This window comes from Acidobacteriota bacterium (assembly GCA_020853395.1).
Lineage (GTDB): Bacteria > Acidobacteriota > Vicinamibacteria > Vicinamibacterales > SCN-69-37 > JADYYY01.
The window spans coordinates 260,171-286,273 of the sequence record JADYYY010000002.1 but is presented as its reverse complement, the minus strand read 5'-3'; the positions used below and the strand labels follow the sequence as shown (position 1 = coordinate 286,273).

The 26,103-nt window shown below is 67.9% G+C and carries 23 protein-coding genes; 9 read left to right on the top strand and 14 right to left on the bottom strand.

Going from position 1 to position 26,103, the window contains the following annotated elements; all coding sequences use genetic code 11:
* Positions 1-49: 49 nt before the first annotated feature.
* A complete protein-coding gene (locus tag IT184_01825) occupies positions 50-1,414 on the top strand; it encodes a M23 family metallopeptidase (protein MCC7007532.1) in 1,365 nt (454 codons plus the stop codon).
* A 133-nt stretch (positions 1,415-1,547) separates the two neighbouring features.
* The gene (locus IT184_01820) at positions 1,548-1,697 is read left to right on the top strand and encodes a lmo0937 family membrane protein (protein MCC7007531.1); all 150 of its coding nucleotides are present in this window, start codon (positions 1,548-1,550) and stop codon (positions 1,695-1,697) included.
* Positions 1,698-1,811: 114 nt separating this feature from the next.
* Here IT184_01820 and IT184_01815 read toward each other — a convergent pair whose 3' ends face one another.
* From IT184_01815 to IT184_01805, 3 genes are all read right to left on the bottom strand, one after another.
* On the bottom strand, positions 1,812-2,750 hold the full coding sequence (locus tag IT184_01815; protein ID MCC7007530.1) for a VWA domain-containing protein: 939 nt from the start codon (positions 2,748-2,750) through the stop codon (positions 1,812-1,814).
* A gap of 211 nt (positions 2,751-2,961) precedes the next feature.
* A complete protein-coding gene (locus IT184_01810) occupies positions 2,962-4,611 on the bottom strand; it encodes a hypothetical protein (protein ID MCC7007529.1) in 1,650 nt (549 codons plus the stop codon).
* Between the two features lie 40 nt (positions 4,612-4,651).
* The gene (locus tag IT184_01805; GenBank protein MCC7007528.1) at positions 4,652-6,346 is read right to left on the bottom strand and encodes a lactate permease LctP family transporter; all 1,695 of its coding nucleotides are present in this window, start codon (positions 6,344-6,346) and stop codon (positions 4,652-4,654) included.
* 254 nt (positions 6,347-6,600) lie between these two features.
* Between IT184_01805 and IT184_01800 the strand changes: the two genes are divergently transcribed.
* From IT184_01800 to IT184_01775, 6 genes are all read left to right on the top strand, one after another.
* On the top strand, positions 6,601-9,033 hold the full coding sequence (locus IT184_01800; protein ID MCC7007527.1) for a hypothetical protein: 2,433 nt from the start codon (positions 6,601-6,603) through the stop codon (positions 9,031-9,033).
* Positions 9,034-9,115: 82 nt separating this feature from the next.
* Complete coding sequence (locus tag IT184_01795; GenBank protein MCC7007526.1) at positions 9,116-10,288, top strand: ABC transporter substrate-binding protein; 1,173 nt, start codon at positions 9,116-9,118, stop codon at positions 10,286-10,288.
* Between the two features lie 9 nt (positions 10,289-10,297).
* The gene (locus IT184_01790) at positions 10,298-11,197 is read left to right on the top strand and encodes a branched-chain amino acid ABC transporter permease (protein MCC7007525.1); all 900 of its coding nucleotides are present in this window, start codon (positions 10,298-10,300) and stop codon (positions 11,195-11,197) included.
* A 7-nt stretch (positions 11,198-11,204) separates the two neighbouring features.
* Positions 11,205-12,314, top strand: a complete 1,110-nt coding sequence (locus IT184_01785; protein ID MCC7007524.1) for a branched-chain amino acid ABC transporter permease — start codon at positions 11,205-11,207, stop codon at positions 12,312-12,314.
* Complete coding sequence (locus IT184_01780) at positions 12,311-13,087, top strand: ABC transporter ATP-binding protein (protein MCC7007523.1); 777 nt, start codon at positions 12,311-12,313, stop codon at positions 13,085-13,087. The genes IT184_01785 and IT184_01780 overlap by 4 nt, the downstream gene beginning before the upstream one ends.
* Before the next feature lie 16 nt (positions 13,088-13,103).
* Positions 13,104-13,808: an ABC transporter ATP-binding protein gene (locus IT184_01775; GenBank protein ID MCC7007522.1), complete on the top strand. Its 705-nt coding sequence runs from the start codon at positions 13,104-13,106 to the stop codon at positions 13,806-13,808.
* Positions 13,809-13,841: 33 nt separating this feature from the next.
* Here IT184_01775 and IT184_01770 read toward each other — a convergent pair whose 3' ends face one another.
* The 10 genes from IT184_01770 to IT184_01725 form a co-directional block, all read right to left on the bottom strand.
* Positions 13,842-14,618 carry a metallophosphoesterase gene (locus tag IT184_01770; protein MCC7007521.1) on the bottom strand — a complete coding sequence of 259 codons (777 nt, stop codon included), beginning with the start codon at positions 14,616-14,618 and terminating at the stop codon, positions 13,842-13,844.
* Positions 14,619-14,695: 77 nt separating this feature from the next.
* The gene (locus IT184_01765) at positions 14,696-17,302 is read right to left on the bottom strand and encodes a TonB-dependent receptor (GenBank protein MCC7007520.1); all 2,607 of its coding nucleotides are present in this window, start codon (positions 17,300-17,302) and stop codon (positions 14,696-14,698) included.
* A gap of 230 nt (positions 17,303-17,532) precedes the next feature.
* A complete protein-coding gene (locus tag IT184_01760) occupies positions 17,533-18,591 on the bottom strand; it encodes a sulfate ABC transporter ATP-binding protein (GenBank protein ID MCC7007519.1) in 1,059 nt (352 codons plus the stop codon).
* Positions 18,591-19,487, bottom strand: coding sequence for a sulfate ABC transporter permease subunit CysW (gene cysW, locus IT184_01755; GenBank protein ID MCC7007518.1), 897 nt, complete (start codon positions 19,485-19,487; stop codon positions 18,591-18,593). Before cysW ends, IT184_01760 begins: the two co-directional genes overlap by 1 nt.
* Positions 19,488-19,492: 5 nt before the next feature.
* Positions 19,493-20,275: a sulfate ABC transporter permease subunit CysT gene (gene cysT, locus IT184_01750; protein ID MCC7007517.1), complete on the bottom strand. Its 783-nt coding sequence runs from the start codon at positions 20,273-20,275 to the stop codon at positions 19,493-19,495.
* Between the two features lie 44 nt (positions 20,276-20,319).
* Positions 20,320-21,330, bottom strand: a complete 1,011-nt coding sequence (locus IT184_01745; protein ID MCC7007516.1) for a sulfate ABC transporter substrate-binding protein — start codon at positions 21,328-21,330, stop codon at positions 20,320-20,322.
* 31 nt (positions 21,331-21,361) lie between these two features.
* Positions 21,362-22,615 (bottom strand): hypothetical protein, encoded by a 1,254-nt coding sequence (locus tag IT184_01740; GenBank protein MCC7007515.1) that lies wholly within the window; start codon positions 22,613-22,615, stop codon positions 21,362-21,364.
* Between the two features lie 240 nt (positions 22,616-22,855).
* The gene (locus IT184_01735; protein ID MCC7007514.1) at positions 22,856-23,335 is read right to left on the bottom strand and encodes an Rrf2 family transcriptional regulator; all 480 of its coding nucleotides are present in this window, start codon (positions 23,333-23,335) and stop codon (positions 22,856-22,858) included.
* A gap of 76 nt (positions 23,336-23,411) precedes the next feature.
* Positions 23,412-24,071: a DedA family protein gene (locus IT184_01730; protein MCC7007513.1), complete on the bottom strand. Its 660-nt coding sequence runs from the start codon at positions 24,069-24,071 to the stop codon at positions 23,412-23,414.
* 17 nt (positions 24,072-24,088) lie between these two features.
* Positions 24,089-24,487: a septum formation initiator family protein gene (locus IT184_01725; GenBank protein ID MCC7007512.1), complete on the bottom strand. Its 399-nt coding sequence runs from the start codon at positions 24,485-24,487 to the stop codon at positions 24,089-24,091.
* A 56-nt stretch (positions 24,488-24,543) separates the two neighbouring features.
* Between IT184_01725 and IT184_01720 the strand changes: the two genes are divergently transcribed.
* Positions 24,544-24,876 carry a divalent-cation tolerance protein CutA gene (locus tag IT184_01720; protein ID MCC7007511.1) on the top strand — a complete coding sequence of 111 codons (333 nt, stop codon included), beginning with the start codon at positions 24,544-24,546 and terminating at the stop codon, positions 24,874-24,876.
* A gap of 44 nt (positions 24,877-24,920) precedes the next feature.
* On the opposite strand, the gene IT184_01715 is transcribed toward IT184_01720, so the two are convergent.
* Positions 24,921-26,075, bottom strand: coding sequence for a PLP-dependent transferase (locus IT184_01715; GenBank protein ID MCC7007510.1), 1,155 nt, complete (start codon positions 26,073-26,075; stop codon positions 24,921-24,923).
* Positions 26,076-26,103 lie beyond the last annotated feature (28 nt).

Genomic DNA, 26,103 nt, shown 5'->3' with positions numbered 1-26,103 from the left:
GCGCTCTTGCGTGAACGTTCGTCGCGCGTGGCCAGCTATCATCTACGGGATGATGCGCAAGCTGGTCGCACTACTGATCGTGTCGATCGTCCTCGTCGGTGGTGCCTACGCCGCGGCGGGCTTCGTCGACGGCCCCTCGATCGTCATTTCGCGCCCGGAGCGTTTCGTCGGCGCCGCGACGCCGGTCGACGTCGAGATCGGGACTCCCGGCGGCGTGCTGTCGTCACTCGAGGTGACATTCGAACAGGGTGGCGCGACGACGCCGATTGTGTCGCTGGCGGATGCGTCGGCCGTGACGGCTGCGGCCGATCGCGTCATCGTCAAGACGGAGATCGGCCGAGGCAAAGTGAGTAGCCTGCAGTCCGGTCCCGCCCGCCTCCTCGTCACGGCGTCGAGGCCCGTGCTGTTCGGGCTGCGCCGCGTGCGCGCCTCGGTCGCGAAGGACGTGCAGGTGCGCCTCGAGCGTCCGAGAATTGGCGTGCTCTCGACCCATCACTACGTGAATCTCGGCGGCGCCGAGATGGTCGTGTACCGCGCCGAGCCGGCTGACGTTTCGTCTGGCGTTCGCGTGGGCGAGCGGGAGTACCCAGGATTCCCCGCCTCGGGCGCGACGGTCGATGGCGTGTCGATCGCCGACCCTGCGGTCCGTATCGCGTTCTTCGCGCTGCTCTGGAACCAGCCGATCGATGCGCCGATTCGCGTGTTCGCTCGCGACGAGGCCGGCAACGCCGCGGAGGCCGCGTTCGACACCCGCGCCTTTCCGAAGCCGTTCAAGGCGAGCCGGATCGTGCTCGATGATCGTTTTCTCGAGCGCGTCGTGCCGGCCATCCTCTCGGGCGCCAGTGAGATGAAGCCGGCCGGACCGCTGCTGGAGCAGTTCCTCGCCGTCAACGGTGAGTTGCGCCGAGCCAATGCGGAGAAGATTCGATCGTTCGCCTCCAAGACGTCGCCTGAAATGCTGTGGCGCGGCGTCGTCTTCCATCCGTTCACCAATTCGGCCGTCGAATCCGCCTTCGCGGACCAGCGCACGTACCTCTACCAGGGCCGGGAGGTGGATCGCCAGGTGCACCTCGGCTTCGACCTCGCGTCGTACGCGGGAACGCCGATCGTGGCCGCCAACCGCGGTCAGGTGCTGTTTGCCGGCGACCTCGGCATCTACGGCAACTGCGTCGTCCTCGATCACGGCATGGGGGTGCAGTCGCTCTACGCGCACCTCTCGGCCGTCGAGGTTCAGCCGGGCGTGATGGTCGAGAAGGAGCAACGCCTCGGCCGCAGCGGCATGACGGGACTGGCCGGCGGCGACCACTTGCACTTCACGATGCTCGTGAATGGCGAGATGGTGAATCCGATCGAGTGGTGGGATCCGCACTGGATCGAGGATCGCGTGTTGCGCAAGCTGCGAATGGCCAAGTAGCATCGCGCACACGCTTTCCCGGCGTGCCCTTTGTCGTTCCAACGTTGCCGCTCGCCTGCGGCGTACGAGCGTCTCAATCCGATGCTCGAGATGGCACATTTCCTGCTCAGTTCCAGGCGCAGGAGGTGCGGTTGTGCTCTATACGCTTGCGGTCGTCCTGCTGGTGCTGTGGGCGCTCGGTCTGGTGAGCGGCTACACGCTCGGCAACTTCATCTACGTGCTCCTCGTCGTCGCGGTGGTGCTGGCTCTCGTGGGCCTCGTGAGCGGGCGACGGACACTCTGACGCCATCGCGCCGCAGCGGCCGCGACCGTCGCGGCCGCTCGCGACCATCAGTGGCCGTGCCGGATCGACCGGTCCCGGATATCGTCCGGGATCGGCGCGCCGGCCGCGGTCACCTTACTTTGGTGCGCGGTAGTTCTTCCGGGTGCGCGGCTCGAGATCCTTCGCCGCGACCTTGACCTCGAGCTTGTGCAGCTTGCCGTCACGTTGCACCGGCGCGAACCCCATCAGGTACTGGCTGTGAAGCTCGTCGGCGACGCGGGCGAAGGCCGCGGCGAGGTTGTCGCGCGGACCGATCTCGAAGTATCCGCCGCCGGTCGCTTCGGCTGCCGTTCCCAGCCCTGGATCCGGTAGATCGTCGATCATCATCTGGCGCAAATCGCCACCCGGCGGCGCAAAGGCCGGCCGCCCCGAACGGCTGCGCAACCCGACGCTGTAGATCATCACGTCTTCGCGCTGCGCGCGATCGACGACGTCGAGCTGGCCGATGAACTTCTGGCCCCAACGCATGATCGGCGCATCCTTGCCGTCGCTCAGCACGAGCACCACGCGCCGGCCGGATTCGTTGCCAAAGGTGCCGATCGCTTGGTCCACCGCTCGCCAGAGCGGCGTCGGGGCGTTCGGTTCCACCTCCCGCGGCAGCGCGGCCAGCAGGGCCGCACGGTCGTTCGTGAACACGTCGGTAATCTCGATGCGATTCCCGAACGTGCCCAGGCGCACGTCGTCGTCCGGCCGGAGCCGGGAGAACAACTGTGCGCTCGCCTCGCGAAGGATCGGCAGGTTACCCGTCATGCTGCCGCTCATGTCGAGCATCAGGATCAGCCGGACCGGCTGCGGCGAGTTGTCGAACATCGTCAACGGCTGGGCTCTGCCGTTGTCGAGGACGGTGAACTGCTCACGAGTCAGCGTCGTGACGAGCCGGTTGTCCCGATCCGTGACGGTGACGAAGACCGGCACCATCTCGCTGGTGGCGCGGAACAGCGGCGCCTGCGCCTGTGCCGCTGTCATGGCCAGTCCCGCCACGGTGAGCGAGGAAGCTAGGAGGAGTCGCGTCATGATGCTCTCCCTCCACAAGTAGCACATCGCGGAGTGCCCGGTGGTAGCAGGGCAGTGAGCGCCACTCCTGGAGTGCGTCTCGGACTCGGCGAGCGGGCTCTGTCGCCGGACAGCCCCACGTGATGCTCGGCCCGAAGCGCGTGATCACGGGCGTCGCCTGCGCGCCAGGTGAGGTGGCCGTCCGGCGCCCCCCCCAGGAGTTGAAACGCGCTCAGTACTTGTCCATCGATAGCGTCGTGTCGGCGTCCTTCCACGCGTCGTCGAACGCGCGCTGCACCCACGCGGCGTCGGCAAGCTTCTGACTGGCGACGAGCGCGCGATGCAGCCCGAAGAGCGATCGAGGGTTGCGCGGGTGGCGCTCGAGGTCGTCGCGGAACACCCGTTCGGCCTCGGACGGTTTGCCGGCGACGAGAAGCGCGGCGCCGAGCGACTCACGCATCGGGTAGTACCAGATCGGCGGCTCGTCGTACGCCACGCGATCGGCGCCGGCCACGGCGATGCGCCAGAGCGCGATCGCCCGCTCGTGGTCGCCGTGGGCCACCGCGATTCTCGCATCGAGCACGGTGCCGGCCAGTTGCAGGATCGATCGCGCGCTCTCGAGCCCGGTCCCGCCGAAGAGCGCCGACTCTGGCACCGCGGCGATGGCTCTCGTGAGCGCTTGCCGCTCGGCGTCCGCCTCGGCGAGCTGTCGCTTGCGCGCGAACGCGACACCTCGGGCGTAGTGCCGCCAGGCACGCATGACTGGCCGATCCGCCGGTGCCTCCGCCACCGCGAGCACCTCATCGTCGAGCGCGAAGCGCAGCAGCACAGAGATGGGCGCCACCGCCATCGACTCGATCATCGGCATCATTCCCGCGTGCGGCATCAGGCGATCCGCCAGCTCGCCGGCGCTCAGGCGCGCGTCGGCCAGACGACCCTGCATCATGTGCGAGTCGGTCAGAAAGTGCAGGTTGTGCGAGTAGTACACCATCGCGTAGAAGCTGTCGGCCGCGGCGGTCTTGACGTACTCGCGATCGGCGTTGGCACCCGCGAGGTTTGCGCGGGCCGCCGCGTTGTGGTCGCCGATACGCGCGTACACGTGCGCCGGCATGTGCACGAGGTGGCCCGAGGCCGGCGCGAGCGTTTCGAGACGCATCGCGCTCGCCAGCGCGACGCCGGCAGAACGCGACGCCTCGGTCGCATGGATGTAGTAGTGGTTCGCGCCGAGATGCGTGGGGTTTCTGGCGAGCACCGACTCGAGGACTCGCGTGATCTCCGGCGTGTCGGGAGCGGGTTGGCCGTCGAGCGTCCAGAGCTTCCAGGGACGCAGGTTCATGAGGCTCTCGGCGTACAACGTCGCCGCGTCGAGATCGTCCGGGTAGCGCTCGGACAGCGCACGCATCGCCGCGCTGTATTTCCGGGCCAGCGCGGCGCGATCCGTCTTCGGATCGGCCGAGTAGCGGACCGCGAGCGCCTCGACGTACGCGCGTTCGTCCTCCGACCCGCGGGCGGCGAGCGATCGGGCCCGCTGAATCTCGTCGAACGCCTGTTTCGATCGGGGATCGTCGATGTCGAGGTTGTAGTTCGGGCCGAGCGCCCAGGCGATGCCCCAGTGCGGCATTGGCGCGGCGGCGTCGAGCTCGGCGGCGCGCTGGAACGATCGGATGGCTTCTTCGTGGTTGAACCCAAACGCCAGCGCGAATCCCCGGTCGAATGCCTCCTGCGCTGCCGGCATCGACGTCCGGATCGGATGGTGGTGATTGCCGAAGCCGGGCGGCGACGCCGTAGCTGACGAGGTACCGGCCGCTCCTGGAGGAGCCGCCTGCGGCGGCGTGCCGCTCCCGCACGCCACGCAGCCCACGGCCAGGCCGATCGCGATCACTCGCCTCGAGCCGACGCGCCTCGCTATTGCGACCTCCTTGCTACTTTGGGGTGAGAGTCGGAACGTATCCCGGAAACACGTAGGCGAAGAGCGTCGAGATGATCCCCATGATCGCCATCAAGAGGACGCTGTGCTTGATGGTGAATCGGAAGAGGCGGCTCTCGTCCGCGGCAGTCATGCCGGTCGCGGCGACGGCGACGGCGATGCTCTGCAGCGAGATCATCTTGCCCATGACGCCCGCCGCCGAGTTGACGGACGCCGTCAGCACCGGATTCAAGTGCAACGCGTTGGCGGTCACGACCTGAAGATTGCCGAACAGGGCGTTGGCGGACGTGTCGCTGCCGGTGAGGAAGACGCCAAGCCATCCGAGCACGGCGCTGAAGAAGGGAAACGCCACGCCGGACTCGGCGAGCGCGAGCCCGAGCGTCGAGGTCATGCCCGAGTAGTTCATGAGGTAGGCGAGCCCCAGCATGCTGGCGATCGTCACCATCGACATCTTCAGTTGGGAGAACGTGGCCTTGTAGGCGTTGACGACCTGGCGCGGTCTCACGCGCAGCACGACCGCGGCGGCGATCGCGGCCAGGAAGCACGCCGTGCCCGACGCGCTGAGCCAGTTCAGCTCGTACAGAGCGGCGTATGGTGCCGGCTTCGGCACCACCGGCGGGACGCGCGTCACCATGTTGTGCAGGCCGGGCACCATGAGCCGGTCGCCGAGCGTGCCGGTGCCGGCGACGATCGGCAGGCTGTCGGGCACGAGCCGATCGGCCAGCCGGTTGATGCTCGGCTTGATCGACGGCTCGCCCCAGGCGAGCACGAACGCCACGAGCATCATGTACGGCACCCAGGCCATGAAGACCTCACGGCCCGTGTGGGTGTGCGCGACCGCGCTCGCCGGCGTGTCTCCGTCCAGGCGCAGGATGTTCTTCGGCTTCCAGATCTTGAGCACCAGCACCATCACGGCGATGCACGTGAGCGAGCTCATGATGTCGGTGAGCTCCGGGCCCATGTAGTTCGACACGTAGAACTGCACGCCGGCGAACGACACGCCGCACGCGACGATCGCCGGCAGGACCTCGAGCGCTTTCCTCGGACCTGCCATCACGACGATTAGATAGCCGGGGATGAGCACCGAGATCATGGCGCACAGCCGGCCGACCATCGCGCTCAACGGCAGCACGTCCATGCCGGTCACGTTCGCCAGGGTCGTCACCGGAATGCCGATCGAGCCGAACGCCACCGGTGCGGTGTTGGCCAGCAGGCAGATGCCGGCGGCGTAGAACGGCGAGAAGCCGAGGCCGGCCAGCATCGCGCCCGACACGGCCACCGGCGCGCCGAAGCCGGCGGCGCCTTCGATGAACGCGCCGAACGAGAAGGCGATGAACATCGCCTGCAGCCGCCGGTCGGTCGTGAGGCCGCCGACCGAGTCCTTGATGATCGAGAACTTCCCTGTGTCCACCGCCAGCCGATAGAGCATGATCGAGCTGAAGACGATCCAGGCGATCGGGAAGAGGCCGAATGCCGCGCCGTACACCGTGGACAGCAGGGCCAGCGGCACCGGCATGCCGTAGACGAACAGCGCGACGACCAACGCCGACCCCAGCGCCGTGAGCGCCGCCATCCACGCCGGTTTGCGCCGTACGCCCAGCATGTAGAAGAGGACGAGGACGGGAATCGAGGCGAACAGCGCGGACACCGCGATGCTGCCGGCCATCGGTGCGTAGTTGTGCTGCCACATGGTGTCGATCGACTCCCGAGCGCACGACGCCCGAGATGGACGTGTCGCGGCGCGCGAGCATTATAGGGAAATCGGCGCGGCGCGCCCGCGGCCGGTGGCGAAACGACGGGAACCCTGACTAGAATAACGAGCCGGATCGCGCCCGGCGCGTGGAGAAAGGTGGAGCTCGGATGAGTGTCGAGGCATCGGCCGCAGCAAGCACGTTGAGTCCGGCCGATCGACGGCGACTGGAAGACGTCGGCTATCTGACCTGCATGCAGCTCGTGTTGCTCGGCAACTACGCGCAGACGGGGCACCTCGGCGGTCCGCTGGCTTACACGCCGTTCAACGTCGCGACCCACCTGGCCGGCCCGGATCTCGGCGGTCTGCGGTTCGACTACCGCCGGCCCAAGCACCCGTTCGCGGACAAGTTCATGCTCGCCGCCGGCCACTGCGCGCCGACCTGCTACGCGCTCTGGATGATCATGGGCCAGGCGATGGCCCGCAGGTACGAGCAGACGGGCCACGCACGCTACTACGTCGCGCCGGACGTGGCGATGCTGCCCGTCGACTCCGTTGGCTTCCGCCGCGGCGCCGGCGCGCTCGAGACGCTGCTCGCCGACGTCGGCCTCGCCGACCATCCGCTCTTCGCGCAGGCCAAGGGCCGGGGCATCCGCGCCCTCTCGGGGCACATCGAGTCGACCGACCAGACCAACGACGTCAACGGCGGACCGTCGGGCGTCGGCATCGCCGCCGCCGCCGGCAAAGCGGCGTTCTGGGACATCGTCGGCGCCCCGGTGGACGCGCCGAAGGTCATCGCGTTCGAAGGCGAGTTCGCGATGTGCGCGGGCCACGCCCAGGAGCTCAAGACCCAAGCGCTCGCGCTCAAGGTCGGCAAACGCCTCCGCATCCTCTTCTCGAACAACAACGCCGGCATCGACGACGCGCTCATCGGCGGCGTCATCGACCGCAAGTTCGAGGCCTACCGCCTGGTCGATCAGTGGACCTCGTACGGCTGGAACGTCTTCCCGCTCGACGACGGCCATGCGTACGGCGACCTCGTACGCACGCTGTCGGCGATGGAGCACTGGGACGCCTCGGATCGCCGTCCGATGATCGTGATCGCGAAGACGACGAAGGGCTACTGGCCGGGCGCCGTCGGCGGCAAGCTGCCGAACGGCGTCGATCAGCTCGTCAGCTATCCGAGCCATCCGTACGGCCTGAAGATGAACTCGGACTACTTCGTCGCGCTGGCCAGCACGTTCGAGGCGCGCTACGGTGTCAGATTCCAGGGGATCCGCGACGGCGCCGTCACGGACACCCGCGAGCGGCTCATCCAGTTCAAGACGAACGTCGACGTCGTGATGTCCGTGCTCGACCAGCACGGGCTTGGCGACTGGCTGGCCGATCGGCTGGTCGAGATCGCCGGCTCGGTCAGCGACGATTTCCCCTTGCGCATCGACGTCTCGCACGATCCGTTCCTCGACGAGCGGCTGAAGGTCGCGAACCTGCCGCTCGAGCCGCAGACGGTCCCGGTGAGCAACAGCGTCTCGGGCGCCGAGAAGACCGTCAAGGTCGCGCTCTTCCGCAAGGCCGGCGAGGTCGCGGGGGCGCGCCGCGCCATCTCCGAGATCGTCAAGTGGCTGAACGTCGTCACGAACAACCGTGTCGTGACGATCGCGGCCGATCTGTCGGAGTCGGTCAACCTCGAGCACGGAAACGTGTGGGGGCACTACGACCCAGAGAAGAACCCGCTCGGCACGCGGCTCAAGGCGGCGATCCAGGAAGCCGGCAACGCGTCGACCGCGATCGGTCTGGTCAGCCAGAACGCGTCGCTCGATCCGGATCGCTTCGCCGGCCTCTGGGCGTTCAGCGGTACCTACGGAGCGTTCACGCCGCTGATGTACCTGCCGGCGCGCGTCTGGAGCCAGCAGAATCAGGACAGCCGGTTCCGCACCGGCGTGCTGCACATCCTCGCCGGCCACTCCGGCCCCGAGACGGCCGCCGACGCGCGCACGCACTTCGGCATCTTCTCGCCGCAGGTCTGGAAGCTGTTCCCGCGCGGCCAGATCATCAACCTGAGCTTCTGGGACTACAACGACGTTGCGCCCGGGTACTTCGCGGCGGCGGAGATCGCCGCCCGCGAGAAGCGCGTCGGCATCATCGTCATCGAGGTCGCGCGGCCGGACTTTCCGGTGGCCGATCGGAGCGCGTTCTCGGATTCGGATCCGAAGGCGGCGTCCCGCGGGCTGTACGTGATTCGCGACTTCGCGCCGGGTCGTCCGCGGCACGGTTACGTGGTGGCGCAGGGGTCGAGCTCCACGTTCAATCTCGTGAGCGTGCTGCCGAAGCTGGAGCAGGCCGGCATCAACGTGAAGGTGGTCGCGGCCATCAGCGAAGACCTGTTCGACCGGCAGCCCGAGGCGTATCGGCAGGCCGTGCTGCCTCCGGAGGCGGCCGACGATCTGATGTTCGTGACCACGGGGACGAGCCGGATGTGGCCCCTGCGCAACATGGGCCCGCTCACCGCCGAGTACTCGCTGACTTCGGATCAGCGCGACGAGTGGCTGACCGGCGGGACCGAGGCGGACGTGATCGCGGAGGCGCACCTGGATCAGGCGTCGATGTTCGCGGCGGTGGAGCGGTTCGCCGGCGATCGGCCGCGGCGGCTGTCGCGCCAGCGTGGCTTGCTCGATCGGCTGGAGTGATCGGCGCGAGTCCGGCGCGTGCCGCCGGCCCTGAAACACCCCGCCGGGCCGGAGCCCGGCGGCGACGAACAAAGGACACGTCATGTTGAAGAACGCCGCCCGCGGTCGCGCGGGGTTGCTCGCGATGGCTCTCTTCGTCGCCATCGCCGCCTGTGAACGCAAGTCCGATGGCGGCGGCCGCTCGACCGGCGACATCGTCGTCGGGTTGTATGCGTCGCTCACCGGCGACGGCGCCTCGTTCGGCCAGTCGTCGCGCGAGGGCGCGGAGCTGGCAGCCGCAGAGATCAACGCGGCCGGTGGGCTGCTCGGCGGCCGCCGTATCACGCTGCTCGTCGAGGACGATCAGAGCAAACCCGAGGAAGCGTCGAGCGCGGTGACGAAGCTCGTCACGCAGGACCTGGCCGCCGCGATCATCGGCGAGGTCGCGAGCCGGCGCACGCTGGCCGCCGCGCCGGTGGCGCAGCGCTACCAGGTGCCGCTCATCACGCCCGCCTCGACCAACGAACGCGTCACTGCCGTTGGCGACTACATCTTCCGCGTGTGCTTCATCGACCCGTTCCAGGGCGAGGTTCTCGCGAAGTTCGCGTTCAACGATCTCAAGGCGCGGAAGGTCGCGGTCCTCAAGGACATCCAGCAGGACTACTCGGTCGGGCTCGCCGACTCGATCGTCAAGCAGTTCACCGCGCTCGGCGGCACGGTCACCGAGCCGGTGAGCTACAGCTCGGGCGACGCCGATTTTCGCGCCGTATTGACGAAGATCCGGGCGGAGCGTCCGGACGCGGTCTTCGCGACCGGCTACTACTCCGAGGCCGCGATCATCGTCCGGCAGGCGCGAGAGCTGGGCATGACGATGCCGATTCTCGGCGGAGACGGGTGGGTGGGCGATCCCTTGAAGAACGGACGGGAGGCGCTGAAGAACACCTACATCTCCAACCACTACTCCGGCGACAATCCCGACCCGATCGTCCAGAACTTCGTGAAAGCCTACCGGGAGAAGTTCGGCCGCGAGCCGGACTCGATCGCCGCGCTCGCGTACGATGCCGTCAAGGTGCTCGCCGACGCGATTGGGCGCGCCAAGACGACCGACGGCAAGGCGCTGCGGGACGCGCTCGCCGCGACCGACGTCGCCGGCGTCACCGGGCACTTGAAGATGAACGCCCGGCGCGACGTCGACAAACCGGCCGTCATCCAGGAAGTCACCTACGTGAACGGCGACGTCAAGTTCGTGTACAAGACGACCATCAGTCCGAGCTGACGCCGCCGGATGGACACGGTCCTTCAGCAGGTCATCAACGGCCTCTCGCTCGGGGCGATCTACGCGCTGATCGCCCTGGGCTACACGATGGTGTACGGCGTCCTGCGGCTGATCAACTTCGCCCACGGCGACGTCTACATGCTCGGCGCGTTCGCCGGGTACTTCCTCGCCACCGCGCTCGATCTCGACCGCCATCCCTCCGTGCTCGGCACCATCGTCGTCACGATGGGTGCCATGGCGGTCTGCGCCGGGGTGGGCATCGTGATCGAGCGGTTCGCCTACAGGCCGGTCCGTCATCACTCGCGGCTCGCGTCGCTCATCACCGCCATCGGCGTCTCGCTGCTGCTGGAGTACGGCGGGCAGGTGGTGTTCGGCGCGTCGCCGCGCTTCTTCCCGCAGATGATCCGGTCCGAGACCTACACGATCGCCGGCGCGCAGGTGACGAACCAGAGCCTGCTCGTGATCGCAGTGGCGGTCGTCGTGATGTTCGGCCTGGAGTTCGTGGTGCACCGCACCCGAATCGGCAAGGCCATGCGGGCGACGTCCTACAACCTGAACGTCGCCAAGCTCATGGGCATCAACACCGATCGCGTGATCGCGTTCACTTTCGCGCTCGGATCGGCGCTCGCGGCCGTGGGGGGCGTGATGGTGGCGCTGGCGATTCCCCGGATCGATCCGCTGATGGGGCTGATGACCGGCCTCAAGGCGTTCGTCGCGGCGGTCCTCGGCGGCATCGGCAACATCCCGGGCGCGATGATCGGCGGGATGCTGATCGGCCTGATGGAGACCGGCATCAGCGCCACGGCGTACTCCACCTATCGCGATGCGGTCGCGTTCGCGGTCCTGATCGTGATTCTGCTGGTCCGGCCGTCGGGCATCCTCGGCACGCCCGTGACCGAGAAAGTCTGATCGCGGCATGAGCCTGCTGCGGAAGCTCACGCTAGGCGCCGTGACGATCGCGGCGCTGATCGCTCTCAACCAGCTCTTCGAGCACGGCGCCGGCGACTTCCGCATCAACCCGTACTACGCCAGGATTCTGAGCCTGATCGGGATCAACATCACGCTCGCCGTCAGCCTCAACCTGATCAACGGCCTGGCCGGACAGTTCTCGATCGGGCACGCCGGGTTCATGGCGGTCGGCGGCTACACCGCGACGTACGTGACCGTCTACCACGGCGCACCGATCGCCGGCCTGCTCGGCAGCAGGGTCGTGGACCCGATCGGCGGCTCGGTCGTGATGTTGATCAGCTTGTCGGTGGGAGCGATCGCGGCGGCCTTGGCCGGCTTCGGCGTGGGGATTCCGTCCCTGCGGCTCAAGGGCGACTACCTCGCCATCGTCACGCTGGGGTTCGGCGAGATCATCCGCGTGATCATCCTCAACGTGCCGGCCGTCGGCGGCGCGACCGGCTTCACGGACGCGATTCCCATCACGAACTTCTTCTGGATCTTCGGCGTGGCCGTTCTGACCGTCGTCATCGTAGTCAACATCGCGGGATCGAGCTTCGGGCGGGCGTTGTCGACGATTCGCGGGGACGAGATCGCCGCAGAAGCGATGGGCATCAGCACGACGAGGTACAAGGTGCTCGCCTTCGCGATCAGCGCGGCGCTGGCCGGCGTGGCCGGCGGGCTGTCGGGCCAGTTGTTCGCGAATCCGCTGAACCCGCAGAACCTGAACTTCGTCCGCTCGATCGAGATCGTCGTGATGATCGTGCTCGGCGGCGTCGGCTCGACCTCGGGCGCCGTCCTGGGCGCAACGCTGCTCACGATCCTGCCCGAGGCGCTGCGCGGCGTCGACCAGCAGTTTCCTGGATTGCGCATGGTCGTCTACGCGCTGCTGTTGATCCTTCTCATGATCTTCCGGCCACAGGGGATCATGGGCCGCCGCGAGTTCGGTTGGAGCTGGATTCAGCGGCCCACGCGCACGCGGATCCCGACGGTGCTGTCGGACGTCAGCGATCACCGCAGCCACACCGGCAACCGGCCTGTCGATCGACGCTCGACGCTCGGGGAGTCCGACAACCAATGAGCCGCGTCGACGCCCCCGTGCTCACGATGGACCGCGTGACGAAGCGGTTCGGCGGCCTGACCGCCGTCAAGGACCTGTCGATGGCGGTCCCGCCGGGCGCGTTGTACGGCTTGATCGGTCCCAACGGCGCCGGCAAGACGACGGTGTTCAACCTGCTGACCGGCGTGTACGTGCCGACCGACGGCGAGATTCTCCTCGATGGACGCCGGGTGGCAGGACGCAAACCGTACGAGATCGCACGGCTCGGCATGGCGCGGACGTTTCAGAACATCCGCCTGTTCCCCGACATGAGCGTCATCGAGAACGTCATGGCCGCGCGCCACCTGCGCGGCCGCCAGACAATGCTCGACGCCGTCCTGGGCACGCGACGGCATCACGCGGAGGAAATGGACGCGCGGGCCAAGGCCCTGGAGCTGCTGGAGATCTTCCACCTCGACGGCGTCGCCGACGAGGTGGCGACGAGCCTGCCGTACGGCAGCCAGCGCCGGCTCGAGATCGCCCGGGCGCTCGCGACCGAGCCGCGCGTGCTGCTGCTCGACGAGCCGGCCGCGGGAATGAACCCGCAGGAAGCTCGCGAGCTCATGGATCTCATCCGGTGGCTGCGCGATCGGTGGCAGCTCACGATCGTGCTCGTCGAGCACAACATGAAGGTCGTCATGGGAATCTGCGAGACCGTTCAGGTGATCGACCACGGCGAGGCGATCGCGATCGGCACACCCGAGGAGATCCAGCGGAATCCCGACGTCATCGAGGCGTACCTTGGCGGTGGCTGAACGCTCGCGCTCGGCCATTCTCGCGCTCGAGCACGTGGATGTGTTCTACGGCGGCATCCACGCCCTCCGGGACGTGTCGCTCGTCGTCCATCCCGGCGAGGTCGTCACGCTCATCGGCGCGAACGGGGCGGGGAAGACGACGACGCTGCGGGCCATCACCGGGCTGGTGCCGGCCCGGCAGGGGCGCATTCTCGTCGATGGCGACGACGTGACCGGCGTGCCGGCGCACGCGCTCGTCTCCCGCGGCGTGTCGATGTCGCCAGAAGGCCGGGGCGTGTTCGCCAACCTCACCGTGCTCGAGAACCTCGAGATGGGCGCCTATCTCGTCCGCGATCGCGCCCGGATCACAGCCGACATCGAGCACGCGTTCACGCTCTTCCCGCGCCTGCGCGAACGGCAGAAGCAGCGGGCCGGCACGCTCTCGGGCGGCGAGCAGCAGATGCTCGCCATGGCACGGGCGCTGATGTCGCGGCCGAAGCTCCTGCTGCTCGATGAGCCATCGCTCGGCCTGGCGCCCATCGTGTGCCAGACCATCTTCGCGACGATCGACGAGATCAAAGCGGCCGGCGTCACGGTCCTGCTGGTCGAGCAGAACGCGCGAGCCGCCCTCAAGCACTCCGACCGCAGCTACGTGCTCGAAACCGGCGCGATCATCCTCGAAGGCTCGGCCGCCGAGGTGGCCGACAATCCCCGTGTGCGCGCGGCGTATCTCGGAGAGTGACGGGGCGTCGCGAGGCGGCTCGCGCGCGATACATCAGGTCGGGTCGTCACCGGTTGACGCGGCTGGCGGTCGTTTCTTGACTGCCGGCCCCGCGTACGCGCGCTGCGCCGGCACCTCCACGATCTCCCGCTCCGGCCATCGCAGCGCGGTGAGCCGGCCGCCGTACACGCAGCCGGTGTCGATGTCGATCGTGTTCCGAACCCAGGCGGCTCGCGGCTGCGGCGTGTGGCCGTACACGACGGCCGCTTCTCCGGCATAGCTCGCGACCCACGCGTGGCGAGCCGTCCAGTCCGACGGCGGATCGGCGGCCCCAGGCAGAAAGCCGTAGGCAGCGAGGTAGCGGACCTCCGCCGATTCCACACCGTGCAGCGCCTCCGGCAGGCCCGTGTGCGCGACGACCAGCCGGCCGTTGTCGAGCACGTAGTGGCTGGGCAGCGCCTGAAGCGTGCCGCGGACGCGGTCGCGGAAACCCTCGGTGACACGGGCGAGCTCCTGAACCGTCACGTCCAGGCCGTACAGCAGCGGCACGTCGGCGCCTTCGAGCCAACGTTGGAGCTGGACATCGTGATTACCCGGTACCCAGAGCGCGGCGCCGTCCTCCACCATGTCCATCGCGATCGTGAGCGCGAGGACGTTCTTGGGACCGCGATCGGCGAGATCGCCGATGAAGACGAGCTGCCGGCTCGACGGCGCCTGCCACGTGCCGTCGTCATCGCTCTTGGCGTAGCCGAGTTGCAGCAAGAGGGTGTGCAGTTCGTCGGCGCAGCCGTGAACGTCGCCGACGATGTCGAATGCCGTGACCGGTCGCACGTCGTATCGTACCGCGAGCGCCGTGCAATCGTGCCGGTCCGGGCGCCGAACGCCCGGACCGGCTCTGTCTGTCGCGTCTAGTTCCTCGCCGTGCCGATCGTCACGCGCAGCGCGATCCCTGCGGTGCGTGGATCCCCCGGCTGACCGACGAAGAGACCGGAGTTGCCCGGTGCCGCCGTCAGCAGCTCGAAGTAGTCCTTGTCGAGCACGTTGCGCGCCCACACGAAGATCTGCCATCCATCCGACCAGCGGAAGCCGACCCGCGTGTTGAGCAGCGAGTAACCGTCGATCACGAGGTACTTCGACGCGCTCGGGCTCGACGAGAAGGAGGATCGATAGCTGGCGTCGGCGGCTGCGAAGAACACGCCCGTGCTGCCGAAAAACGTGCCGGGAGCCGACACTTCGCCGCCGAGCGAGAGCGCCCACTTCGAGATTCCGGGGAGGAGCGATCCGGAGATGTCCTTGACCTGCGGGCCGCCGGTGTCCTCGAGCGGGGGCGGGGCGTCGGTGAACGACACGTACTTGCCGTCCGTGTAGGCGCCGGCGCCATAGAGGGAGACGTGGCGGCCAATCTGCGCGTTGCCGTCGAATTCGACGCCGCGCACCCGGACCTTCTCGGCGTTGGCGAGATAACCTCGCAGCACGCCGACGTTCGCGTTGACGACCTGTGCCTGGAAGTCGCGGATCGTCGTGTCGAACGCTGTGACGTTGAACGTCACGCCTGGCAGCGGCTCGGTCTTCACACCCGCCTCGAGATGGTGCACGTTCTCGGGCTTCACCGTCGCGGCCGACAGGACCGGGTCGTTGTTGGCGTCGGTCGGAACGCCGTTGAGGTTCAGGCCCACCGACTTGAAGCTCTTCGCGTAGGTGGCGAAAGCGTGCGCGCGCTCGCTCGCCTTGTACGCCACGGTGAACTGGCCCGACACGTCGTTCTTGGCCACGTTGGCGGCATACGTCTGCGGCGCCAGCACCGAGCGCTGCAGCGCGATGAGCGCGGCGTTCGTCGTCTGCAGGCCGCCGTAGATCTGCTGGTCGAAGTCCACCTGCTTCTTGTCGTGGTTGAAGCGCAACCCTGGCAGGATGCGCAGCCGGTCGGTGACGTGCCATTCGAGCTGGCCGAACGCAGCCGAACTGACGGTCGAGAAGTCCACGAACTGGTCGTAGCCGTAGCCGTCGAGCAGGCCGGGCGTCGCGGCGGCGGCATTCGGCGTCAGCAGAAACCGCCATGCTGCCGCACCCTGCTCCTGCCGGAACGAGGGATTGGAGTTGATGCCCTGCCGGAAGTTGAACACGCCGAAGACCACGTTGAGACGCGGCGAGATGTCGCCGGCGTATCGAACTTCCTGCGTCCACTGGTCCTGTTTCGACGGCGCGGCCGAAACCGGCGTCACGGCCAGGCCGATGAAGTCGCGGTCGTTGGACGGATCCCAGTTCCAGTAGCGCCACGCGACGGTCGCCGTCACGAGACCGCGACCGACCTTCCAGTCGGCGTTGGCCGAGGCGCCGCCCATGTCCTGACTCGACCGCAGCGGCGTGTCGATGTCGGTCACCCGGTCGAACGCGTTGTAGCTCGGCGGCGTGTACCGGAGGTCCGACGCGATGGCGTTCCACTGTCGGTTGGCGGCCCGGAGCGTCGGCGCGACGCCCGCCACCACCTGCGTGTAGCCTTCAGGGCGCTGACGCGTATTGTCGGCCGCCACCGTGAGGATCAGGCCGTCGGAAACGGTGGCCAGCATCTGGCCTCGGACGCCGAGGTTGTTCAGATCGTTCACGTCGTCCTGCTTCGCGACGTTGAAGATGAGGCCGTCGCGCTGCGTTCCTGAGAACGACAGCCGGCCGGCGATCTTCTTCGTGATCGGGCCGGTGATCGAGGCTTTCGCCTGGACGTACCCATACGTGCCGTAGTTCAGCTCGAAGTCCCCTTGCGGCGTGAAGCTCGGCTTGCGCGTCGTGACGTTGATGGCGCCAGCCGTCGTGTTCTTGCCGAACAGCGTGCCCTGGGGGCCGCGGAGCACCTCGATGCGCTCGACGTCGAGGAAGTCGAGCGTCGCGGCGGCGGGCCGTGCATAGAAGACGCCGTCGATGTACAGACCGACACCAGGTTCCAGCCCGTCGTTCGTCAGGCCGAACGGCGCGCCGAGCCCGCGGATGTTGATCGCCGAGTTCCTTGGGTTCGTCGAGTAGAACTGCACGGTCGGCACGATCTCTTTCAGGCGGTTGACGTTGAACGCGCCCGCGTCCGCGACGAGATCGCCGCCGACGACCGACACCGGGATCGGCACTTCCTGGACGGCCTCCTCGGTGCGGCGCGCCGTGACCACGACGGTCTGCGAAATGCGGGACGGCAGCAGAATCACGTCGAGTGTGGCGGTCTGGCCGGCCAGGATGGTGAACCGTCCCGTGGCCGTTTCGAAGCCGTCCAGATTCGCCTCGAGCCGGTAGGCACCAGGTGCCAGCCCGGTGACTTCATAAGTGCCCTGGTCGCTGCTGACGGCTTGAACGGCCGTGTTCGTCGATTCGTTCACGACGCGGATGACGGCGCCGGGAATCGCGCCGCCGAGCGAGTCACGCACGCGGCCCGTCACGGCACCGGTGGGGGAAGGGGGTTGCGCCTGGGCGAACCCGAGCGCGGGCAGCAGCGCGAGCAACAGCGCCGCCGGGAACTTCACGATCGTCGTCGACATCTCTTCTCCTGCGGGTCCGACTGGACCCCGTGAACGGCCGCCGACATGACGGCCGCACGAGGGCGCACGAGGCGCCCGGCACACGACAGCGGCGTAGCCGGACGGCCGAGGAGGAGGGAAGGAGCCTGCTGGGAAACTACGCGCTCACCTCTCAGCCGCCGGCGGCTTACACGAAGACCGACACGCGGTCCACGCGCGACGACACGGCGGGCAGAAGGTGAAGGGGCGCATCAGTGTGCCGACAGGAACACGCGCAGCTTGCGGGGCGTGACGTACAGCCGCTCGCCAATCGCGGGCGCGAGCGCCTGGAAGACGTCTCGGCCGACGTGCACCTGAATCACCTGGGCATCGTCGGTCGACAGCTCGAGTTTGACGACGCCGCCCGTGGTGTGCAGGGCGGTTACGGTGGCCCACAGGCCGCCGCCATCGTCGCTGCGGCTCAGGTCGAGCTCGTGCGGGCGGGCGTAGCCCGCGGCCGGCCGGGCCGTGGCGTCGGCGTGATCCGGGTAGTCGAGCGCGATCGGCCCGAGCAGCGCCTGCCCGCTCTCGACCCGGCCATGGAAGATGTTGACGCTGCCGAGGAAGTTCATCACGAACGGCGTGGCAGGATGCTCGAAGACGTCTTCGGGACGCCCCTCCTGTTCAATCCGCCCTTCGTTCATCACGACGATGCGGTCGGCGAGCTCGAGGGCTTCCTCCTGATCGTGCGTGACGAACACGCTGGTGAGGTGGATCTCCTCGTGAAGGCGGCGGAGCCAGCGCCGCAGCTCGAGGCGCACCTTCGCGTCGAGGGCGCCGAATGGCTCGTCGAGCAGCAGGACCTTCGGCTCGATCGCGAGCGCCCGCGCGAGCGCGACCCGCTGCCGCTGCCCGCCAGACAGTTGGCGGGGATAGCGGCTGTCGAGGTAGTCGAGCTGCACGAGCTCGAGCAGTTCCTGCACCTTCCGGCGGATGACGTCCTCGGACGGGCGTGTGGATCGCGGCCGCACGCGAAGGCCGAACGCGACGTTCTCGAAGACGGTCATGTGCCGGAAGAGCGCGTAGTGCTGGAAGACGAATCCGACGCCGCGGTCGCCGGCCGTGCGGTGCGTCGCGTCCTCCTCCTCGAGCAGGACGGTGCCCCGATCGGCGCGTTCCAACCCGGCGATGATGCGCAGCAAGGTGGTCTTGCCGGACCCCGAAGGACCGAGCAGCGCCACCAATTCGCCCGACGCGACGCGGAAGCTCACGTCGTCGAGCGACCGGAAGGCGCCGAACGTCTTCGTCACGTTCCTGACCTCGATCCCCATTACGGCTTCCGGAGGGTCGTGTCGTCCTGCGACGACAGCGCGCGCTCGAGTTGGCGTTCAACGAGGACCTTGGCCACGAGCGTCACCAGCGCGAGCAAGGTCAGGAGCGAGGCCACCGCGAACGCCGCTTGGATGTTGTATTCGTTGTAGAGCACTTCCACGTGCAGCGGCAGCGTGTTCGTCAGGCCGCGGATCTTGCCCGACACGACGGAGACGGCGCCGAATTCGCCCATCGCGCGGGCGTTGCAGAGGATCACGCCGTAGAGCAGTCCCCACTTGATGTTGGGCAGCGTCACGCGCCAGAAGGTTTGGAATCCGCCGGCGCCGAGCACGCGCGCCGCCTCTTCTTCCTCGGTGCCCGTCGCCTCCATCACCGGAATGATCTCGCGGGCGACGAAGGGGAAGGAGACGAAGACCGTGGCCAGCACGATCCCCGGCACCGCGAAGACGATCTTCACATCGTGCTCGAACAGCCACGGACCGAGAAGCCCCTGCCGGCCGACGAGCAGCACGAACACCATGCCGGAGATCACGGGCGAGACCGCGAAGGGCAGATCGATCAGCGTGATCAGGAGGTTCCGGCCGGGAAACCGGAACTTCGCGATGGCCCATCCGGCGGCGAGGCCGAACAGCAGGTTGGCCGGCACGGCGATCGCGGCAGCGACCAGTGTCAATCGCAGCGCGGCCAGCGCGTCGGGATTCGTGATTGCCGCCACGTAGGCGTCCCATCCATTCGCGAACGCCTCCGTGAAGACGCTTGCCAGCGGCAGGGCCAGGAACAGCGTGAGGAACACGAGCACGATCCCGATGAGCAGCCGCCGCAGGCCGGCCGGCTCGGTGAGCTGCCGCGCCGGCGGTGGCAGCTTCGACGTGTGCGCGTGGACGTGGCCCGCCATGGAGGTCAGTGCGCCAGGCGCCGGCTGCTCCAATGCTGGATCGCATTGATCAGGAGCAGCAGCAGGAACGAGATCGAGAGCATGATCACGGCGACCGCCGTGGCGCCCGCGTAGTCGAACTGCTCGAGCTTGGTGATGATGATGAGCGGCGAGATCTCGGTCTGCATCGGCATGTTGCCGGAGATGAACACGACCGACCCGTACTCGCCGATGGCCCGCGCGAACGCAAGGGCGAAGCCGGTCAGCCACGCGGGCACGAGGTAGGGCAGGATGACCTTGGTCAGAACCGTCAGACGGTTCGCGCCAAGGCTCGTGGCCGCTTCCTCCACCGCGACGTCGAGGTCCTCGATGACCGGCTGCAGCGTGCGAACGACGAATGGCAGGCCGATGAACACGAGCGCGATCGTGATGCCGAGCGGCGTGAACGCCACCTTGATGCCATAGGCCTCGAGAGGCCGGCCCAGCCAGCCGCTCGGCGCGTACAGGCCGGTCAGCGTGATGCCGGCGACCGCGGTCGGCAGGGCGAAGGGCAAGTCGATCAGCGCGTCGACGATGCGCTGGCCGGGAAACCGATAGCGGACCAGCACCCAGGCGACGAGTGCGCCGAAGACCGCGTTGACGGCCGCGGCGGTGAGCGACGCCACGAGGCTGAGCCGATACGACGCCACGACGCGCGGATCGGTCACCGCTTCGCGAAATGCCGCCCAGCCCATCGAGGCGCTGCGGAGCGGCAGCATCGAGAGCGGGATCAGCACGATGAGCCCCAAATAGAACAGGGTGAAGCCCATCGTCAGGCCGAAACCCGGGATGACGGTGTGGCGAGTCGGCACGGTCAACGACGGCCCGGCTGGTAAATCTGATCGAACGTGCCGCGGTCGGCGAAGTGCGTCTTCTGCGCCTGTTGCCAGCCGCCGAACGCTTCGTCGATGGTGAAGAGCGTGATGGGCGCGAAGGTCGAGAGGTATTTCTTCACGACCTCGGCGTTGCGCGGCCGGTAGTGGTGCTTCGCGATGATCTCCTGGGCTTCCGGCGTGTAGAGGAAGTCGAGGTACGCCTGCGCGACCGCGCGCGTGCCCTTCTTGTCGACGACCTTGTCGACGATGGCGACCGGTGGCTCGGCGAGGATGCTGATCGACGGCGCAACGATCTCGACCTGGCCCTTGGCTTCGTCGAGCGCCAGAAAGGCTTCGTTTTCCCAGGCCAGCAGCACGTCGCCGATCTTCCGTTGGATGAAGGTCGTGGTGGCGCCGCGCGCGCCGGAGTCGAGCACCGGCACGTTGCGGTACAGGGCCGCGACGAACTCGCGGGCCTTCGTGTCGTTTCCGCCAGGCTGACGCTTCGCGTATTCCCAGGCCGCCAGGTAGTTCCAGCGCGCGCCGCCGGAGGTCTTCGGATTCGGCGTGATGACGCTGACGCCCGGCTTCACCAGGTCGTTCCAGTCCTTGATGCCTTTCGGGTTGCCCTTGCGGACGACGAACACGATGGTCGAGGTGTAGGGTGCGCTGTTGAGCGGCAGGCGCGTCTGCCAGGCGGCGCTGTTGATGAGGCCGGCCCGCTGGATCGCGTCGATGTCGTACGCGAGGGCGAGCGTGACGACGTCGGCATCGAGGCCGTCGGCCACCGCGCGCGCCTGCGCCCCCGAGCCCCCGTGCGACTGCTGCACCGTGATCTTCTGCCGGGTCTTGCCCTCCCAGTAGCGGCTGAAGGCAGCGTTGATCTGCGCGTACAGCTCCCGCGTCGGGTCGTACGAGACGTTCAGCAGCGACTGCGCGCCCGCGAGGGCGGCCGTCAGGACCCCGGCAAGGGTCAGCATCATGAGCCGTGTCACTGTGGAGATCACCATCGCGTGTCGTTCTGCCATTGACTCGTGTCGGCTAGATGGCCAGTTGAAGTCGAAACGAGATCACGTGCTCGGTCGGGCGAGCGCCCGGAGCGGGCGTGTCGAACGACGTTCGCTCGTAGTCCAGGTAGTACTTCACGGCCGCTGTGGGATACCAGTTGAGGCCGATCGTGAACTGCTGCGCGCGACGGCTGGCACCGGTCGCCGCGAGCCCGGCCTCGAAGATCGCAGGATCGATCGTGAGCGCCGCGCAACGCGCCACGATCTGCAGCGCTCCCCATGACCCCTTCGAGGGATCGAATGGCGTCGCAGGCGCGGGGAGCCCGGCCGTTGCGGCTTCGCCGGTGAGCAGGTACGACGCCGTGACGTCCCATCCGTGGTTCGTGGCGTCGACGACGGATTGGGCTCGAGCGACAGGCTGTGTCGTTCGGACGTATTCCGCGAAGGCGCCGAACGATTTGTAGTAGTAGAAGACGGCGGGAGCAGTGCGCGAGCGCCGTCCGCTTGCGACGACAGCCGGGCTGCTGCTGCCAGCCGGGGCGTAGGCGAAGTAGGTCTGGCCCCCGGACGTGCGGTACGCCGGCAGCGCCCCAGCCTGTTCACCGGTCGAGCCTCCCAGGTGGAATCCTAGGCCGCGAAGGGCGCCGCCCCACGCCGGCAAGGACCGAAACGGCCGCACGGCCACGCGTGCCGCGAGGTCTTTGCCGCCGTTGGTGTCGGTATCGGTCGTCGAGCTCGTGCCATCCGGCACGCCGTTGAGAACGCCGGCCGCGTACGCCACCGTGCCGCCGGCGAGGTCTCCCTGCGCCTGGATGCCGACATCGCGATTCGGCACGAGACCGGATGACAACGACCGATCGAGGAAGAGCACCGCCGCGTCGCTGATCAGCAACTCGTAGCCGACGGGCGACTTGTCCTTGCCGGCGCGGATTCTGAGCGCCGGCGAGATGAGAAAGTCGAAGTAGGCGTCCGCCAACGTCGCCTGCCCATTGCCGAAGTCGGGCACGATCCGGAACTCGAAGTACTTCGCCACGCGGCCGCCCATGACGAGCCTGGCCTTCCGAATGGCGAACGTATCGACGGCGGTCGTCGAGCTTTCGTCGACGAATCTGCCGTCGACCTGCAGGATGCCGCCGAGGGTCAGCCGGTTGTCGCCGTCCGTCGACTGCACGACGACGCCGCTCTGCCAGCCGGCCGCGGCGGGCGAAGGGCCGGCCGCCTGCGCGGAGAGGCACGCCGGTACACACACGGCGATCGCGACGATGGCCGCCGGCGCGCGGCGGCGCAACGACGCTGAAATGTCCCTATTCTGTGCTCTGTACACGCAGTCCTCTCGAGAATCCGCACGGTCGTGCGGGGCGCGAAGCCGAAGCAGCTGGGCGTGAGGCGCGGAGGGTGCTACGTGCGGTGCGCGCTCATCGGCCAGCCGTCGGCGTGGTACACGCGCAGCGGGGGGCCGCCGGCGTGGCACAGCAACAGTAGACCGGGAGCAGCGAGCAGGTCACGGAACGAGAATAGACGTCAAAGTCTATCGTGTCAATAGACTATTGCCGGCTCGACCGCGGGCCGCCGTGCGGCGCCGCGGCGTCGCACGGCCGCGCGCGTTCAGCTCCGCCAGCGACGTGCGGTCGAGAATGCCGGCCGTGGCGTCTCGCACTTCGCGCATGATCCAGCGCACGCGGCACGTGGCTTCGTCCACGCACTCCTCGCAGCGGTGGTAGGCCGTTTGGCTGACGCAGGGGACGAGGGCGAGCGGGCCGTCCAGCACGCGGATCACCTCGCCGACCGTGATGTCGTGAGGATCGCGGCGCAGGAAGTAGCCGCCCCCCTTGCCCTTCTTGCTCTGCAGGATGCCGTGGCGCTTCAGGTCGAGCAGAATCGCCTGCAGGAACTTCATCGGAATCCGGTGCTTCGCCGCGACGTCGGCGATGAGCACCGGTTGGCCGCCTTGCCGTTCGGCGAGCGCGAGCACCGCCTTGATGCCGTACTTGGATTTTCTCGTGAGCATGGGGCGCGAACCGTCGAGCCAGTATCGCCGATCGGCGGCTGCACCGGCCACTTCCGGCGATGACGCGCTCGGCCGGCTACGCCGCCGTCGGATTCGATCGGCGCCGGTTGCGGATGATCTCGATCGCGATCGGGAGCACCGAGACGAAGACGATGCCGATCGTGACGAGCGAGAAGTTGTCCCGGACCACGGGAATGTTGCCGAACAGCACACCGGCGCCCACGCAGAGGCCCACCCACAGCGCGGCACCCGTGACGTTGTAGAAGACGAACGCCGAGGGCGTCATGCTGGCGGCGCCGGCGACGAACGGCACGAACGTCCGCACGATTGGCACGAAGCGGCCGAGCACGACGGCCTTGCCGCCGTAGCGTTCGAAGAACGCATGGGCTTTCGTGAGGTGCTCGCGGTTGAGCAGCCGGTGGAGACGGCTGTCCGTGTCGTGCGCGCTGAACACGCGCGGTCCCGCCCGGCGGCCGACGGCGTAGTTCACCGCGTCACCCGCGACGGCCGCGGCAAACAGCAGGCCCGCCGTCAGCGGCAGGTTCAGCACGCCGACCTGCCCGAGCGCGCCGCAGGCGAACAGCAGCGAATCGCCGGGGAGGAACGGCGTGACGACCAGGCCCGTCTCCGCGAAGATGATCGCGAAGAGGAGGCCGTACACCCAGGCTCCGTACGTGCCCACGAACTCCAGCAGGTGTTCGTCGAGATGGAGGAACAGGTCGATGAGCGTGGACAAAGAATGTGATCCGAGGGCTAGCGGCCGGTGCCGGCGGTGTCCGCGGGTGCGGCGTCGCGGATGACGACCAACGTTTCACCGGGGCGCAGCAGGCCGAGCTCGGCACGCGCGGTCTCTTCGAGCGCAGCGGGATCGGTTCTGAGCCGCTGCGCGTCGGCCTGAAGCCGGTGATTTTCCCGCCGCAGCCCCGCGACGGCAGCCGCCAGCTCGGCCTCCTCCGCCCTGAGCCGCACGGCCGCCAGGTAGCCGTTGTCGCCCACGATGGCGTTCACGAGCAGCGTGCAGAGCGCGACCGCGAGGCCGGCGCTGAGGTAGCGCCGCCACCGATCCCGGACGAGTTGACGGCGCAGATGCCGCCGCGCAGCCGCGCGATCGTTCACGCGGGGCACGGCAGCGGCTTCGTCGGGTGACGCCATGATGCGCAGATCTTTGTAGCAGGTTTTCGGGGCGTGGATAAGAGGAAAATACGTCCATGAGCGACTTCGTACTGGCCCTCACCACGGTGCCGAAGGACTTCGATGCCTCCCAGCTCGCCCAGGACATCGTCGGCAGCGGGCTTGCGGCGTGCGTGAACATCCTGCCGGCCATCCGATCGATCTACACGTGGAAAGGCGTCCCGCAAGCCGACGATGAGCAGCAGTTGCTGATCAAAACGACGTCGGATCAGGTCGATGCGCTCTGGGAGCTGCTCAACGATCGCCATCCGTACGACGTGCCCGAGTTCCTGGTCGTCCCGGTCGTGGACGGCAGCGAGGAGTACCTGAAATGGGTCGGCCAGAACGTCGGGCCGAAGGCGGAATCGTGAGACGCGGGCTGCTCCAGGAACCGCGGCGACCCGAGACTGGCGCGTCAGCCAAGTGCCCAATCCAGATCGGCGATGAGATCGTCGATGTCCTCGACGCCGACTGACAAACGGATCAGCGCATCCGAGATGCCGATCGCGGCCCGCTCGTCGGGCGGGACGGACGCGTGCGTCATCGACGCCGGATGACCGGCAAGGCTCTCGACCCCGCCCAGGCTCTCGGCCAGCGCGAACAGGCGGAATCGGTCGAGGGCCGCTCTCGCGTCCTCGAACGACCCGAGCTCGAACGAGAGCATGCCGCTCCAGCCGTTCGGCATCTGACGTCGAGCCAGATCGTGCTGTGGATGGCTCGCCAGACCCGGATAGTGGACCCGCCGGACCCTCGGATGCCGGCTGAGGTGTTCGGCGACGGCGAGGCCGTTCTCCGAGTGCTGTGCCATCCGCAACGCCAGTGTTTTGGTCCCGCGAAGCACGAGCCAGGCGTCGAACGGGCTCAGGATCGCGCCGGCAGCGTTCTGAATGAAGCGCAGCCACTCCACGTCGTCTTCGCGCGCCGCGATGACGGCGCCGCCGATCGAATCGCTATGGCCGTTCAAGTACTTCGTCGTGCTGTGCAGCACGAGATCCGCGCCGAGCTCGAGAGGACGCTGCAACGCCGGGCTGGCGAACGTGTTGTCGACGACCAGGCGCGCTCCGCGTGCGTGCGCCAGCGTGGCGACGGCGGCGAGGTCCGTCAACCGCAGCACGGGATTGGTCGGGCTCTCGACGAACAAGATCCGCGTCGTGGGGGTGAACGCCCGATGCGTCGCATCGAGATCGGCGGTGTCGACGTAGGAGAAGCTGAGTCCCGTGCGCCGAAGCACGCGCTCGAACAGACGGAACGTACCGCCGTACACGTTCCGGGTGACGATCGCGTGGTCGCCGGTCGCCAGTTGCGAGAACACGGCGTCGATCGCGGCCATGCCGGAGGCGAACGCGAAGCCGGCCACGCCCCCCTCGAGCGAGGCGAGGTTCGCCTCCAGCGCAGCGCGCGTCGGGTTCTGCGTCCGGGCGTACTCGAATCCCTTGTGCCGTCCCAACGCCTCCTGCACGTAGGTCGACGTCTGGAAAATCGGCGTGATGATCGCGCCGGTGGACGCGTCGGGCTCCTGACCGGCGTGAATGCACCGCGTGGAGAACCTGGCTGAAGGCGGGAGTTTCATGTCGGATCGGCCTCGGATGACTCTGCTA